Origin of the sequence: Corynebacterium glaucum, from assembly GCF_030408855.1 — a bacterium.
Taxonomy (GTDB): Bacteria; Actinomycetota; Actinomycetes; order Mycobacteriales; family Mycobacteriaceae; genus Corynebacterium; species Corynebacterium glaucum.
Map to the genome: position 1 here is coordinate 503,193 of NZ_CP047358.1, position 13,416 is coordinate 516,608.

A 13,416-nucleotide genomic window follows, 5' to 3' on the forward strand; every position below is an offset into this window, starting at 1 on the left:
CGCGAATCACGCCTGATACACCGCGCGCACGTTGCTGAAGTCCCGGCGGGCAAGCGCCTCAGACTGGATGAGAAAGTAAACGGCACCGTCGCCACCATCGCCGAGCTGCCAATCGTTCATTGGAACTTGGAAAAGCAGGCCCCAATCAGCGGGTTCGACATCGTCGCGGGGGTCACCCTGGATAGGATCCGGTAAACCGAGCAGCTGATAGCCTTGCCATTCGCCGACATCAAGGCTGGCTTCGTAAAACACCTCAAAGTCTTCTTCAAGGCCACGCTGCTCAAGGGATTCGAACACTTCGCTCACCTCGACGACCCCCGCGTAACGCGGCGGCAACATCACACCGGCGTAAAGCTCCACATCACGGCCCGGGGCGAAATAGTTGGTCGCGTGGTGCCACGTGGAATACCGCTCCTCCCAATACCACTGGTCAGCCTCGTGTTGGGTGCGCAGATCCTCAGCTAAGGGTGCGGTAGCGAGCTCGTCAACCGGAGTCGTGTCCCAAATAACTCGGGTGTATAGAGCGTCTGCGGAATATTGGCCGACTCCGCCATCCCAGAAGAACCACAGCCGTCCCGTTTCCGGCAATGGACTTGCGACGTCGCCGAGCTCGTGTGCCTGTGCAAGGTCGATCTGACCGATGAACACCAACGAACGGCGGGTGCCAGCAACGGCGCGATATTCTTCGGGTAAGTAGTCGGGTAGGCGCGCGACGTCGTCAAGCGAAGGCTCAATTTGCGGCCACGCAAACCCTTCGGGCGCATCGGGGGTACCACCGATGCGGGTGCGACCGAATGTGACCGTGTCCCATTCCTTTGCAGGAATAAGGCCGATAGCCGGAGTGAGCAGGCCAGCTATTTCATCTTGGATATCGCTGGGGAGAAGTTCTGCGATCAGGTCCATTGCTTGGCGGCGATTTTCAAACATGCGCCCACGCTACCCGCCCCGGGGTGGCTAGGTCTGTTGGTAGACGGTTCGTACGTCGCTGAAATCGCGGCGAGCGAGGGCGTCAGCTCTGATGAGGAAGTAGATTTCGCCTTCACCGTGTTCTTTTTGCCAGTCACCGAAGGGCACCTGGAACAGTAGGCGCCAAGCTGCGGGGTTACCGACAAACGTGCCGAACTCGTTGAGATATTTGCGAGGCTCGGTCTGGATCGAGTGGGGGAGGCCAAGCACCTGGTACTTGTGCCAGTACGGGTCTCCAAATTCATCGTCGTGGTCGGAGAATTCGTAGAACTCACCGAACTGCTCGCTTTCTTCGATGCGGGCGATCGCGTCCTTCACCTCGAAGAGGTTCGCGTGAGATCGCGGCAGCATCACGCTGTCGTACAACGTCGCGTCGCGGCCCGGCGTGAAGTACGAGCTGGACTCGTACTGCATTGAGAACCGTTCCTGGAAATCCCGTTGGAATGCTTCGTGGGCGGCGCGCAGATCGTCGGCAAGTGGAGCGGTGGTGATCTGGTCTTTCGGGGTGGTGTCCCAGATGACCCGGGTGGCTTCCGGAATGCTCAGAAGCACCCCGACTTCGAAATCCCAGAAGAACAGCAGCCGGCCCGTGTCGGGGAGGTCGCCAGCTGTATCGCCGAGGGCGTGTGCTTCCTCCAAGTCGATTTGCCCGATGAACGTCAGGGAGTGCTCGTTGGAGATGGATTCGAGCTGCTCACCCTCCACCCAGTCGGGAAGGAGCGCGAGGTCGTCGGCGGTGGGTTTGGTGCCCGGCCACTCAAACCCTTCGGGCCCATCGGGGGTGCCGCCTATGCGGGTGCGGCCCAACGTGGTTTTGCCCCATTCCTGGGCCGGCTTCAGTCCGATCGCGGGGGTGAGCAGGCGCAGCACATCCGTGCGGATGGACTCGGGCAGGATTTCCTCGGCGAGTGTAAGCGCCCGTTCGCGGCTTTCAAACATGCGGCCCACTGTAGCGATGCAGCTACCGGCTGTGGCGGCCACCCGTGCTGGGCCCAATGTGCCCGCTGAGCCGGAGAATAACGCCCACAAGCGCAAGCACGCCCGTAAGTATCGCGATGAGCCCCCAAGGGGAGCGCGTTGCACCCGTAGACGCGTTCGGTGCACCCGTGAACTGCGCCGCACTCGCCGGGTCGGGTGTCAGCCCTGCGGGCGGCACGGGCGCGGACGCGGCTGTAGCAGAGACTGGCACAAGTTGCGCCACGCCCGACCCCGGCGCGATCGGATACGCCGCGTGCAGCAACATCTGCGCCTGCTCCCAGGCGCGTGCGTCCCACGCGGTAGTGTCCAGCACCACCGCAACCAACCGCCGCCCACCGTGGTTCACCGCACCCACGAACGTGTGGTTCGCATCGTCGGTGTAGCCGGTCTTGCCGCCGATGCCTTCCGGGTCGTTCAAGTACAGCTTGTTGTCGTTCCACATGTCGAACGGCGGCAGTTCGCCGTAGCCCGGGAACTCGTACGACTCCGTGTCCGCGATCTGCGCGAACACCGGATTCGCAAACGCCGCCCGGTACGCCAACCCCATGTCCCACGCAGAGGTCGACATGCCCGGCGCATCCAACCCGGAGTAGGACGCCGCGCGGGTGTCGGCCATCCCCAATTCACTCGCCAGCGCGTTCACCTTGCGCAGCGTCACCTCGTCGCCGCCGAGCGCCTGCGCCAACGCGTGCGCCGCGTCATTGCCAGAGGACAAAATTAGCCCGTACAGCAGGTCGCGCACCGTGTATTCGCCGTCCGGGCCGATGCCGGCGGCGGAACCCTCCTGGTTCGCCGACTCCTCGCTCACCGTAACCGGCGCATCCAGGTCCAGCTCGTCGATCACCACCAGCGCCAGCAGCACCTTGATAATCGACGCCGGCCGGTAGCGCCCGTGCGGGTCCTTCATCGCCACTACTTCGCCGGAATCAATGTCCGCCACCAACCACGACGAGGCCACAACTTCCGGGTCTACCCGGTACCCGTTCGGCGAGATCACGCCGCACGGCCCGCCGTATACCGCCGGCAGGGGCGTCGGGGTCGAGCCGTCGAGAAGCCGCTCGGAGGTGCTCACCGGCTCGGGTGGGACGAGCGAGTGCGCGCAGTTGTCGGTGTCGGGTGCCCGGTTGCGGCTCGGTGGGATCCACTCGCCGTTGTCGTAGTACCCGGTGGTTGGTGGGGGAGGGGTCACGGGGGCGTCGGTAAGCGAAATGCTCTGGGCAAGCAGGAAGGAGGTAATCACCCTTTCCTCCTTTCTTGGTAGAGGCGCTCGATCAGCTCGTCGGTCAGTTGCTCGTCGCGCAGCACAAGGTCGAGCATTTCGCTTGACGACGCCTCTTCCGCACGCATATCCCGCCGCACCTGCTCCGCCTCTTTCATGGCGCTGGAGCGGCGCTTGCCCTTCTTCACGTCCGCCTCAATACGGCGCTGCAAGGCCTTCTCCATTTGGCGGTGGCGCCAGGCACGCAGCGAGCGCGGCTCCAAACCGCGCGCCACCGCGCGGGAACTCTGCTCCGCCTTCTTCGCCGCGCGAACGACTTGGGCCGCGGTCTTGTTCACAGGCGCGTAGTCGCTGTTCGTGCCTAATTTCCAGTTGCCGTAATAGCCGACGAGGAAGAGCGCGTAGCTGACAATTGGGCCCAGCACCATGCCCCAAGCCGTGAACCCTGTGGCGTTTGCGGCGAGCAGCACGCCCGCGCAGGCGACCGCGGGCACCACTGCTGGTTGGTTGTTGCCGAACACGGATGGTTCGCGGGCCATGACCACGTCGCGGATCATGCCGCCGCCGGTTGCGGTGAGCACGCCCATGAGGATCGACGGAAGCATCGGCAGGTCAAAGACAATCGCCTTCATCGTGCCGGTCGCGGCCCAGAGCGCGGCGATGAGGCCGTCGCCGTGCGACTGCACAAACTCCCACGTGCGGCCTTTGAAGTACGTGAACCGTGCGATGAGGGTGCCAGTTAGGGCAAGGATGAGGTACTCGGGCTCGCTCATTGCGGCGACGGTGCCTTGGTTGATCAGCACGTCGCGCAGCATGCCGCCGCCGAGCGCGGAGAACATGGCGATGAAGAAGAACCCGACGATGTCGTAGCCGCGCTGGCGTGCGATGGTGCCGCCAATGATGCTCATCATCAACACGCCCGAGACATCAAACCACCGGTAGATGGTGGTGATGAGGGGATCGACTTGCTCCACAGGCATAGGTGCTCATTGTAAGAGCGGCGCCCGCCCCCGCGCATTGGGGGCGATCTGCTTTTGTGGACATTCGTCCAACTGGCCACAGGAAGCGTACAGACAGTTTTCAGGAAAGTGGCGCAAAGCTCCTTAGGGCCCAGCAGCGATATACGTGGGTACCTACATAGTTTGGTTGCACACTTAGTTCCATGTTCAACACCTTCACTACCTTCACCACCGCCGCCATCGATCTTGCGGCGGTCGCGTTCCTTGTTTTCGCCGTCTATTACCCGCGCCACCGCCGCAGCGACCTGGTTGTCGCGTTCCTCGGGGTCAACGTCGGCGTTCTCGCTGTCTCAGCTGTGCTCGCCACCACGGATGTCGGAGCGGGCTTGGGCATGGGGCTGTTCGGCGTGCTGTCCATCATTCGGCTGCGTTCCTCCGAGATTTCGCAGCGCGAGGTCGCGTACTACTTCGCCGTGCTCGCCATCGGCCTGATCTGCGGCATCTCAAACTCGCCCCTCACCGCTGCCGCCGCAAGCGCACTCATCGTCGGCGTACTCGCCGCAGCGGACGGGATGTCCAAGGCCACCCACCAGGAAGAGATTGTCGTCGACCGCGCGCTCGCTGATCGGGACGAGCTCCAAGCGCGCGTGGAGGAGCTCACCGGCGCGACAGTCCTGGGGCTCGAGGTGCTCCGCCTCGACACCGTCAACGACACCACCCTCGTTGCCGCGCAGCTGCGCCGCGAGGCTCCCATCAACCTTCCGGTGGGTGTCTAGATGGAAACGATCACGCTCGACGAACTCACTCGTACCGACGCCATGATGACGCGGGTCGACCGCAAGTATCTCCTGCACGAGTCCGAGGCACAGCAGCTTTTCGACGCGTTGCCAAACGCCACCCGAGTCCTCACCGTCGCCGGGACCACCTCTCAGCGCTACGACACCACCTACTTCGACACCGCCGATCTCCAGAGCTACTACGGCGCCGCCCGAAAGTGCCGCGGCCGCTTCAAGGTGCGCGTCCGGACGTACGTGGACACCGGCGCGCAATTCCTCGAGGTGAAAACCAAAGGCCCGCGAGGAGTGACTGTGAAAAACCGCGTCCCTTATGACGGGCCCGGCGCGTGGAACTTCGTCACCGACACCCTCGGTCCCCTCGATCTCGCCCCGGTTATGCGAAACACTTACCGGCGCACCACGTTGTCGCCGCCGGATCCCGGCCGCGCGACCGTGGACCGCGACTTGGTCTGGGAATCCGCGGGCCGGCGCATCGCAGACCTCGATCTCGTCATCATCGAAACGAAATCGGGCCGCACGCCGTCCTCCATCGACCAGCTTCTCTTCGCCCACGGCCACCGTCCCCGCCGCGTCTCCAAATTTGGCTGCGGCATGGCGGCGCTGCACCCGCAACTCCCGGCCAACAACTGGCACCGCACACTCACCGATTACTTCGAAAGGACCCCCAACCATGCGTAAACCCATTCTTGCCCTCGCCGCTGCGGCAGCACTGACGATGTCCGCCTGCTCGACCGAAGTGGCCGTGAAGCCTGTGGCTGAAACGGCTGAGGTGACGTCGACCGTGGCGTCAACGGTGGCGTCGACAAGCGAAAGCTCCACCGTGAACCCGCCCACCGCAAGCGAGCAACTGGCCGCGCTCGGCGCGCCCGAGATTGTCGAGGCCGCGGGCGAGGCCGTCGATTGGGACGGCGGGGCGATCACGGAAGCTGGCACCTACCGAATCAGCGGCGACGCGCGCAACGTCACCGTCGACGCGCCGGGGGAGACAGTGGTGCTCGTGCTCGACAGCGCCGACATCACGGGGCAATTGCTTATCGACGCTTCGTCCGCCGCGCTCGTTCTCACCGGCGACTCGCACCTGGATGCCTCCAACATCCTCACCGACGAAGGCGCAATCCATGCCACCGGCAACCTGACGGTGACTGGCGATGGTTCGCTTGAGGTCTCCTCCGACGGCGACGGCGTGGTGGCCAAGGACGATCTCGTGGTCACCTCCGGGCGTGTCACCGTGGACGCAGGCGACGACGCGCTGCGCGGCACCGATTCCGTCACCGTGGCCGACGGCACGCTCGAACTGAAGGCGGGCGGCGACGGTATCGCCTCGTCGAAGGATGACGACGAGCAGAAGGGCTGGATCGCGGTTACCGGCGGCGACATCACCGTCGATGCAGGCGACGATGCGTTCAGCGCCCACAACGACGTGCTGGTCACCGGCGGCACGATTGAGCTCCGAGCCACGGATAAGGGGGTCAACGCCGGGCGCTTCGCGCTCATGTCCGAGGGGGCTTTGCTTATCGACGTCTCCGACGACGCCATCCACTCCGACGGTGCGCTCCGTTTAAGCGGCGGCACCGTCGGGGTAGCAGCCGGGGATGATGGCGTGCACGCCGAGGTCGCCGCAGTCCTTGACGGCGCGGATGTCACCGTCACCGAATCCGAGGAAGCCCTCGAGGCCGGCCTGATCACGGTGTCCGGTGGAAAAGTTGACCTCACGGCCACTGATGACGGCATCAACGCCTCCGGCTCCACCACCGTAGAGGAGGGCCTTGCCGCGGCGGAGGCGGACGAGGCCGAGGAAGAGGCGGAGGAAGAGGCGGCAGAAGATGCGGCAGGTCCTCAGGAGATGGGCGGCGCGCCGGGTGGCCCGATGGGCGAACCCGGGGGTGGCCCGATGGGCGAGAACACCGGCGAGCACCTCGCTATCACGGGCGGGGCTGTCACCGTCAACGCGGGCGGTGACGGTATCGACTCGAACGGCACCGCAGCGGTCACAGGCGGCACTGTCACTGTTTTCGGGCCGACGAACGACGCAAACGGTGCAATCGATGTCGCGGGCGGACTCGACGTGAGCGGAGGTGAGCTATGGGCTCTCGGTTCGGCCGGAATGGCTGAGTCGCCGTCTTCGTCGAGCTCGCAAGGGTGGTTGCAAAGCAGCGTGACGGCGGGAGCCGGCGCAGAAATTACCGTGAGCGATCAGGCGGGCAACCCTGTTGCCTCCTTGACCACCCCGAAAGATGTGGTGAACGTCGTGTACTCGTCGCCGGACATTGATCCTTCCGCCACGTACAGCGTCAACGGCACCGAGGTGAGCGCGAACACCGCGTCGCGCGGTGGTGGCATGGGCGGACCCGGCGGCGGCCAGATGCCCGGAGGCGGCCAGATGCCCGGAGGCGGCCAGATGCCCGGAGGCGGCCAGATGCCCGGAGGCGGCCAGATGCCCGGGTGACATGGGTATGCCGGGGGCACCGGGGATGGCTCCGGACGCGCAGCGTGAGGACGTGGCGGTGTTGCCGCAGCGGCGCGACAGCGATCGCGACACCGCCTAGCGCAGGAAATCTGGGGGCGGGCCCGGTGGCGGGCCGGGGTGCTGGCCGCGTGGCGGGGGAGGTGGACCCCAGGCATCGCCGGACGGCGAGGGTGGGGGCCATTTGAGGGGAGTCGGCGGGAAATCTTCGGGGGCCATGTGGGATTCTGCGGCGGCGATTAGCTTGTCTAAGAATCCAGCGAGGCCTACTCGCTCCTGCTCAGAGAGAGCGCTAAATGGGTCGAACTCCTCGGCGGTGTCGTGTTCCTTGGCGGCTGTTTTGCCGCCGTCGGTAAGCGTCACGATGCTCGTGCGCTTATCCTGCGGATTCGGGGCGCGGGATACGAGCCCCTTGGCCTCCATCTTCGAAAGCAACTCCGCCAGCGACTGCGAGCGGATCCCAAGCACCGCGGCCAGGTCTTTTTGTGCCACTCCGTCTTGCAGCGAAAGGAGCTTCAACACGCGGCCCTGGCCGGAGAACGCGTTGCGGCCCTGCGGGTCCGCACTCGCCACGCGCATCAGGTGCATGAAATGCCGCAGCTTCGCTTGGAGCTCCGCAGATTCCCCGCCCGCCATGGTTGCCTAGAACCCCTAGAACTTGGAGAACCGCTTGGTCAGCTGGTCTTCCATCTCGGTCCACGCCTCAGCCTTGTCAGTGAACGGGGCAGAGGGCACGTAGCCGGCGGACTCGGTCGAGCCCATCATGTACGCCAGGTAGTCCTGCATCCGCGGGTTAGCCAACAGGAGGGAATTCAGCGAGTCGTCTTTCGCCCAGTCTGCGGCATCGGCAAGCACCTCGTAGGCCTTCGTCATCTGCTTGGTGTCGACCGCGTCCGGCCCCTTCGTGATGTCCTCGGCAATGCCGTTGAAGGAGTAGGCGTTGTCCGGGTGGACCTCCACTTTCAGCTCGCCGGCGTTCGCCGCGTTCATCAGGTCTTGCCAGGTGGACACGCCCGCGAGCTCGTGGTCGTCGTTCTCCAGAATCCAGCGGCCGAGGTGCTTCGGGGTGGGGAAGGTGAAGATCTCGCCGTACTTGCCCAGGAACACTGGCGCCGAGCCCAGGTAGGTGCGCAGCGTGTAGACGGTTTTGCCCTGGACGGTGATCTTCACTGGATCAATGCCTGCCGTCGCCCACGGCGACACGTCGTACGGGTCCTCGGCCGCAGCCTGCGCAACTTCCTGCTTCTGCTGCTCCTCGCGGCGGCGGGCGCGCTCCTCCTGCGCCGCGGTGATCGCGGTCCCAGCGGACGCGACAGCATCCGCATCCAGCTCGTTAGTCTCCACTACCCGCACGGCACCATCAAGCGAGTGCACGACGTTTTCCCAGTTCGCCAGAACCACACGGCCGACACCGGACCACTCGTCGAGGCCAGCGTCGCCCGAGTAGTGCTCGGAGCCGCGCGCGACGTTCGCCAGAATTGAGTGAGACGCAAAGAAGATCTGCGCCTGCTCCGCGTTCGCCACCTCAGCGAGCGAGCGCGAAAGCTGCAGCACGCGCGACAGCTGCGAGACGTTCCCGTGGCTGGGGCGATCTGCCAAGAAGTTCGGCGCCCCGACGATGTCGTAGTACTGCTTCTCGCTCGGCACCACGCGATCGTCGGCCTGTGCCTGGAAGTTCGCCCACTTCGGGTGGTCGGTCAGGTCATGCTGCGCGGTGGTGTTCAAAAACACCAGCAGTTCCTCAGGCGAGTGGAAGGCGAGGACGGATTCGTCGTCGCCCAAGAACGCCTGCCACTCAGAGCCCTTCTCTTTCCATGTGGGGGCCCACAGGGTGTAGAAGTCGCCGGCGGTCAGCGAAACCTTGACAGGGAGGATTGCACGGGTGCTCATGGAGGGAAACTCTACTAAATCGTTTCCCTACCGCTGTCTATCCGGTAGGCCGCCAGAACCCCATGAACGGCATGCCGATATTTTCGGTGCGCACCGGGTTCATCTGTACGGGGTCACCCGCCTCAATCATCATCCCATCGCCCGCGTACATCGCCGCATGCCCCGACCAAATCACCAAATCTCCAGGCTGCAGCTCCTCATAGGACACTTGCTTGCCGACGGCCTGGTCAGCCGCCACCCGAGGAATCTCATGCCCAGCCTGTTGGTACGCCCACGACGTCAACCCGGAGCAATCGAAACCACCGGGCTGGCTCCCGCCCCACACATATGGCGTGCCTAGCTGTGTTTTCGCAGCCTCAACCGCTGCGACTCCGATGGCCGAACCGGCAGTCGTGGTGGCTGGTGCTGCGGCGGTCGGTGCAGCGGTGGCTTCCAAGGTTGGCTCTGCGTGCACAGTCGGTTGCGCTGCGGTGGCCGGTTGCGCTGCGGAGGCCGGTGAGTCAGTGGGCGCGGGTTTCGGCTCCGCCGGTACCTCAACCGGTTTGACCTCGGGAGGTGCTGACGGAGACGGCTGCGGCGCAGCCGCTGGATCGGTGTGCGGCGGATCGGCGACAGCTTCTCCTGGCGCTGCGGGAGACAGAGTGCCCGCCAAGCGCTTGAGCTGCTCGACTGCCTCGCCCGCGCCCGGGGCGGTGCCGGGAAGCTGGACTCGCATTGAACGTTCGGTTTCCTTGGAGAGTCGTTCCGCGATTTCGTCGAGCCCGTCTTGCAAGTCGAGGATCGTCATCGCCGCTTCGTTGAGCTTGATCATCACGGCGCTTGCTACTGCCGCCAGCTGCGCTGCTGGCCCCGCCGGAGTGGCCAGTGCCGCGGCGGCACTGGCGGCAGGGACAACGCTGGCTGCGATCGCCACCATCTGTGTCGCTGCAGTCGCGGTGAGGGTGTTGCCGCCGACGAGGGCGTCGCTAATCGCGGCGCGATGCTCTGCCAGCGCTTCAACGGCATCGAAGTGGGCGCTCGGGTCTGCGCCGACGAGCTTGGCCAGCGGCGTGAACGCTTCGAAGCTCGGCGTTGCGTAACCGGGCAGGGTGGGAATGAGTTCTGGTTTTTGGGCCATGATCTGGACCGCACAGAACAGCGGGTCGATTCCGAACTTGTTCGGTCCCAGCACATCAAGCGCGAGGCCGATTCGCTTATCCACGAGATCAGACGCCTCCACGGAGGCTTTTGCGGGGATGATCACAGGAAACCTCCCAGTGTGGTGCAAGTCTTCCCGTCTACCGTGTCCGCAGCGCCGACAGTGAGGTCCATGGCGCCCGCGACCCGGCGAGCTTCGTCGCTGACGGCCGTTGCGCGCCAGTTCGCCCACTCAAGCGCGTGGGTGATGGCGGCGCGAAACGCGGGTGAAGGGGTCTTGGGTGGCATGACGATGGGGTGCAAGGGTTGCAGGGTCGAAGCATCCCTTCGAAGGGACGTGGTGTGCGCGGCGACGACTGAGGAATCGAGTTCGAAGACGTTCATGCCTACTTAGACGCACAAATGCGGGGCTCGGTTCCACCGCAATGCTCGCCGAGTACTTTTCCGCTGCCCGGGCCTCACGCTGGCTTACCATGGTGCGCATGGATATCACCGTTGTAAACCACCCGCTGGCCGCCTCTCGGCTGACCATAATGCGTGACGAGCGAAGCAACAACGCCGCCTTCCGTGCCGCACTTTCGGACCTGGGCACCATGCTGATCTACGAGGCTTCCCGCGATCTACCTGTAGAGACGTTTGACACCGTCACGCCGGTGGGCACCGCGACCGGCGCACGGCTGAAGACACCGCCGATCATCGTGCCGATTATCCGTGCAGGCCTGGGCATGATCGACCCAGCGCTGAAGATGATCCCGGACGCGCAGGTGGGATTCATCGGCATGGCCCGGGACGAAGAGACCCACCAGCCGGTGCCGTACCTTGAGGCGCTGCCGGAGGATCTGTCAGGTCAGCCTGTGTTCCTGGTCGACCCGATGCTGGCCACCGGCGGGTCGCTCATCCACGCCATCGACCTGCTCGTCGAGCGTGGGGCGGACGATATTACGTGTGTGTGTATGGTGAGCGCTCAACCGGGCGTCGATAAGCTTGAAGCTCATGGGGGACCGGTCCGGCTTGTGACTGCGACGATTGATCCTGCCCTGAACGAGCAGGCCTACATTGTGCCCGGCCTGGGTGATGCCGGCGACCGGTTGTACGGCCCGCGAAACATCGAGCTGTAACCCCCGGCAACCGGTCCGTGGCGCAGTGCGGGTGGCTGCGATACGCTATTGCCGCGAGCACGAAATGTGCGGGGGATGAAGCTGGGGGGCTTTGCTGATGGGGGAGTTGTTGCCGCAGGCGTATTGGGCGTCGTATGCCTTGAGCTTGGGAAACCGCGTGAAAACGATCCGGGTGATGCGGGGGCTGACGCAGACGCGGCTGGCGGAGCTGGCGGGGGTCTCGCGAAGCCTGATCTCGAATCTGGAGCGCAATGATTACAACGGGGCTCGGGCAGCGGACCCGACCTTGAGCACGGTCTACCGCCTCGCCGCAGCGCTCTACGTGCCGCCGGCCGCGTTGCTGCCAGGCGCGGGGGAGCTGGTGGGCAAGCCGTTTGTGGCGCAGGGTTTGGTGCGGGAGGTTGAGGCCGCGGTGGAGATCGCTCTGCGGTGGCCGAACGAACCGCTGGACACGGCGCGGTTTCATGAGTCTTACCTGCGCCAAGGTGCCCCCGCGGCAGAGCCGCGGTTCGACGACGCGGTGTACCGCCTGCCGTAGCGCCGCGCGTGCGAGGGACCTGTTGACCTCGGCGCAACGCGGATTCGGCGCTGGCGTAAGCTTCTGCCCAGAACAAAGCACACAACGGTGAGGAGGACAAGCGGGTGGCGGAGGCGATCTCGGCAGGCGTGGACGCGTGGTTGGGTGCGCACCTAGACACCGTCATTGGGTGGCGCCGCCACATCCACTCGCACCCGGAGCTGTCCAACCAAGAGGTGGACACGACCGACTTCATCGTTGAGGTGCTGGCCCAGCACGGGCTCCAGGCCGTGCGGTTTCCGGGGACCGGCTGTTACGTGGACATCGGGCCCGACGGCGGAGAGCGCCTGGCGTTTCGCGCGGACATCGACGCGCTTCGCGTGCCTGAGCAGACCGGGCTGGACTTCGCCTCGATCATCCCGGGCATTTCGCACGCGTGCGGCCACGACGTGCACACCACGGTGGTGCTTGCGCTCGCGTGCGCGCTGGCGTCGGTGGACATTCCTTTCGGCGTGCGCTGCATTTTCCAGCCGGCCGAGGAAGTGATGGGCGGCGGCGCGCTCGATGTCATCGAATGGGGTGGGCTGAACGGGGTCGCGGCGATCTTCGCGCTGCACGTGGAGCCGAAGCTGCGCGTGGGCCAGATCGGCGTGCGCGCCGGTGCGATCACCTCTGCCGCTGATGTGATCCGGGTGCGCCTCGACGGCCCCGGCGGGCACACTGCGCGGCCGCATTTGACCTCGGACGTGGTCTACGCGCTCGGCGCGTTGGCGACGCAGCTGCCCGCGCTGTTGTCGCGGCGCGTCGACCCGCGCACCGGCACTGTGCTGGTCTTCGGCCACGTCGAAGCGGGCGACGCGCCGAATGCGATCCCGAAGCAGGGACTGCTTGCCGGCACGGTGCGCACGGCGGACATCGGCACGTGGCGCGCGTTGGAGGATCTGCTCACCGACCTCATCGACCTCATCGTTGCGCCGACAGGCTGCACCTACCAGCTCGATTACATCCGCGGCGTGCCACCCGTGCTCAACGACGACGCCGCCACCGCACTCGCCGTCGAGGCCGGCCGCGCGATCGACCCGCACGCGATCGTCGCCGCACCGCAGTCGTCCGGCGGCGAGGACTTCTCCTGGTACCTCGAGCACGTCCCCGGCACCATGGTTCGTCTCGGTGCGTGGGACGGCAAGGGGGAAAAGCCAGACCTGCACCAGGGCAATTTGCTTATCGACGAACGCGCTATCGGCGTCGGAGTGCGACTCTTCGCCTCGATCGTGGAGAAGTACTACGCCGCAAACCACGCGGAGCGTGACTCCCGCCACGATATTGCCAGCGAATAGCCAGGAGTTCACCTAGACTGGCCTGCGTATTTTT

14 protein-coding genes are annotated in these 13,416 nt (G+C 65.1%); 6 read left to right on the forward strand and 8 right to left on the reverse strand.

Going from position 1 to position 13,416, the window contains the following annotated elements; translation table 11 throughout:
• Positions 1-6: 6 nt before the first annotated feature.
• Genes CGLAUT_RS02505 through CGLAUT_RS02520 form a run of 4 tightly spaced genes read right to left on the reverse strand, consistent with a single transcriptional unit; the run spans position 7 to position 4,143 of the window.
• Complete coding sequence (locus CGLAUT_RS02505; protein ID WP_290186116.1) at positions 7-927, reverse strand: DUF1963 domain-containing protein; 921 nt, start codon at positions 925-927, stop codon at positions 7-9.
• Positions 928-954: 27 nt separating this feature from the next.
• A complete protein-coding gene (locus tag CGLAUT_RS02510; RefSeq protein WP_290186118.1) occupies positions 955-1,905 on the reverse strand; it encodes a DUF1963 domain-containing protein in 951 nt (316 codons plus the stop codon).
• Between the two features lie 22 nt (positions 1,906-1,927).
• Positions 1,928-3,184, reverse strand: a complete 1,257-nt coding sequence (locus tag CGLAUT_RS02515; protein WP_425551719.1) for a D-alanyl-D-alanine carboxypeptidase family protein — start codon at positions 3,182-3,184, stop codon at positions 1,928-1,930.
• Positions 3,181-4,143: a TRIC cation channel family protein gene (locus tag CGLAUT_RS02520; RefSeq protein WP_198304984.1), complete on the reverse strand. Its 963-nt coding sequence runs from the start codon at positions 4,141-4,143 to the stop codon at positions 3,181-3,183. Before CGLAUT_RS02520 ends, CGLAUT_RS02515 begins: the two co-directional genes overlap by 4 nt.
• Before the next feature lie 182 nt (positions 4,144-4,325).
• Between CGLAUT_RS02520 and CGLAUT_RS02525 the strand changes: the two genes are divergently transcribed.
• From CGLAUT_RS02525 to CGLAUT_RS02535, 3 genes are read left to right on the forward strand one after another with little or no spacing between them, the layout of a single operon-like run.
• Positions 4,326-4,898 (forward strand): DUF4956 domain-containing protein, encoded by a 573-nt coding sequence (locus CGLAUT_RS02525; protein WP_290186120.1) that lies wholly within the window; start codon positions 4,326-4,328, stop codon positions 4,896-4,898.
• Positions 4,899-5,597: a polyphosphate polymerase domain-containing protein gene (locus CGLAUT_RS02530; RefSeq protein ID WP_290186121.1), complete on the forward strand. Its 699-nt coding sequence runs from the start codon at positions 4,899-4,901 to the stop codon at positions 5,595-5,597. It begins immediately after the preceding gene.
• Positions 5,590-7,365, forward strand: a complete 1,776-nt coding sequence (locus CGLAUT_RS02535) for a carbohydrate-binding domain-containing protein (RefSeq protein ID WP_095659338.1) — start codon at positions 5,590-5,592, stop codon at positions 7,363-7,365. Before CGLAUT_RS02530 ends, CGLAUT_RS02535 begins: the two co-directional genes overlap by 8 nt.
• A gap of 96 nt (positions 7,366-7,461) precedes the next feature.
• Here CGLAUT_RS02535 and CGLAUT_RS02540 read toward each other — a convergent pair whose 3' ends face one another.
• From CGLAUT_RS02540 to CGLAUT_RS02555, 4 genes are read right to left on the reverse strand one after another with little or no spacing between them, the layout of a single operon-like run.
• Positions 7,462-8,019 carry a MarR family winged helix-turn-helix transcriptional regulator gene (locus CGLAUT_RS02540; protein WP_290186124.1) on the reverse strand — a complete coding sequence of 186 codons (558 nt, stop codon included), beginning with the start codon at positions 8,017-8,019 and terminating at the stop codon, positions 7,462-7,464.
• Positions 8,020-8,034: 15 nt separating this feature from the next.
• The gene (locus CGLAUT_RS02545; RefSeq protein WP_290186126.1) at positions 8,035-9,273 is read right to left on the reverse strand and encodes a SatS C-terminal domain-containing protein; all 1,239 of its coding nucleotides are present in this window, start codon (positions 9,271-9,273) and stop codon (positions 8,035-8,037) included.
• Positions 9,274-9,310: 37 nt separating this feature from the next.
• Positions 9,311-10,516 (reverse strand): C40 family peptidase, encoded by a 1,206-nt coding sequence (locus CGLAUT_RS02550; protein ID WP_290186128.1) that lies wholly within the window; start codon positions 10,514-10,516, stop codon positions 9,311-9,313.
• Positions 10,513-10,794: a hypothetical protein gene (locus tag CGLAUT_RS02555; protein WP_095659341.1), complete on the reverse strand. Its 282-nt coding sequence runs from the start codon at positions 10,792-10,794 to the stop codon at positions 10,513-10,515. Before CGLAUT_RS02555 ends, CGLAUT_RS02550 begins: the two co-directional genes overlap by 4 nt.
• Positions 10,795-10,892: 98 nt before the next feature.
• Here CGLAUT_RS02555 and upp point away from each other — a divergent pair, with 98 nt between their 5' ends.
• From upp to CGLAUT_RS02570, 3 genes are all read left to right on the forward strand, one after another.
• Positions 10,893-11,528 carry a uracil phosphoribosyltransferase gene (gene upp / locus CGLAUT_RS02560; protein WP_290186131.1) on the forward strand — a complete coding sequence of 212 codons (636 nt, stop codon included), beginning with the start codon at positions 10,893-10,895 and terminating at the stop codon, positions 11,526-11,528.
• 157 nt (positions 11,529-11,685) lie between these two features.
• The gene (locus CGLAUT_RS02565; protein ID WP_415877140.1) at positions 11,686-12,066 is read left to right on the forward strand and encodes a helix-turn-helix transcriptional regulator; all 381 of its coding nucleotides are present in this window, start codon (positions 11,686-11,688) and stop codon (positions 12,064-12,066) included.
• Between the two features lie 104 nt (positions 12,067-12,170).
• Positions 12,171-13,382 carry an amidohydrolase gene (locus CGLAUT_RS02570; RefSeq protein ID WP_095659343.1) on the forward strand — a complete coding sequence of 404 codons (1,212 nt, stop codon included), beginning with the start codon at positions 12,171-12,173 and terminating at the stop codon, positions 13,380-13,382.
• The last annotated feature ends 34 nt before the right edge of the window (positions 13,383-13,416 follow it).

Excerpts from the sequence above, each read along its gene's own strand:
- CGLAUT_RS02505 (WP_290186116.1), bottom strand. The coding sequence starts at position 927 with ATGTTTGAAAATCGCCGCCAAGCAATGGACCTGATCGCAGAACTTCTC.
- CGLAUT_RS02510 (WP_290186118.1), bottom strand. The coding sequence starts at position 1,905 with ATGTTTGAAAGCCGCGAACGGGCGCTTACACTCGCCGAGGAAATCCTG.
- CGLAUT_RS02520 (WP_198304984.1), bottom strand. The coding sequence starts at position 4,143 with ATGCCTGTGGAGCAAGTCGATCCCCTCATCACCACCATCTACCGGTGG.
- CGLAUT_RS02525 (WP_290186120.1), top strand. The coding sequence starts at position 4,326 with ATGTTCAACACCTTCACTACCTTCACCACCGCCGCCATCGATCTTGCG.
- CGLAUT_RS02530 (WP_290186121.1), top strand. The coding sequence starts at position 4,899 with ATGGAAACGATCACGCTCGACGAACTCACTCGTACCGACGCCATGATG.
- CGLAUT_RS02535 (WP_095659338.1), top strand. The coding sequence starts at position 5,590 with ATGCGTAAACCCATTCTTGCCCTCGCCGCTGCGGCAGCACTGACGATG.
- CGLAUT_RS02540 (WP_290186124.1), bottom strand. The coding sequence starts at position 8,019 with ATGGCGGGCGGGGAATCTGCGGAGCTCCAAGCGAAGCTGCGGCATTTC.
- CGLAUT_RS02545 (WP_290186126.1), bottom strand. The coding sequence starts at position 9,273 with ATGAGCACCCGTGCAATCCTCCCTGTCAAGGTTTCGCTGACCGCCGGC.
- CGLAUT_RS02555 (WP_095659341.1), bottom strand. The coding sequence starts at position 10,794 with ATGAACGTCTTCGAACTCGATTCCTCAGTCGTCGCCGCGCACACCACG.
- upp (WP_290186131.1), top strand. The coding sequence starts at position 10,893 with ATGGATATCACCGTTGTAAACCACCCGCTGGCCGCCTCTCGGCTGACC.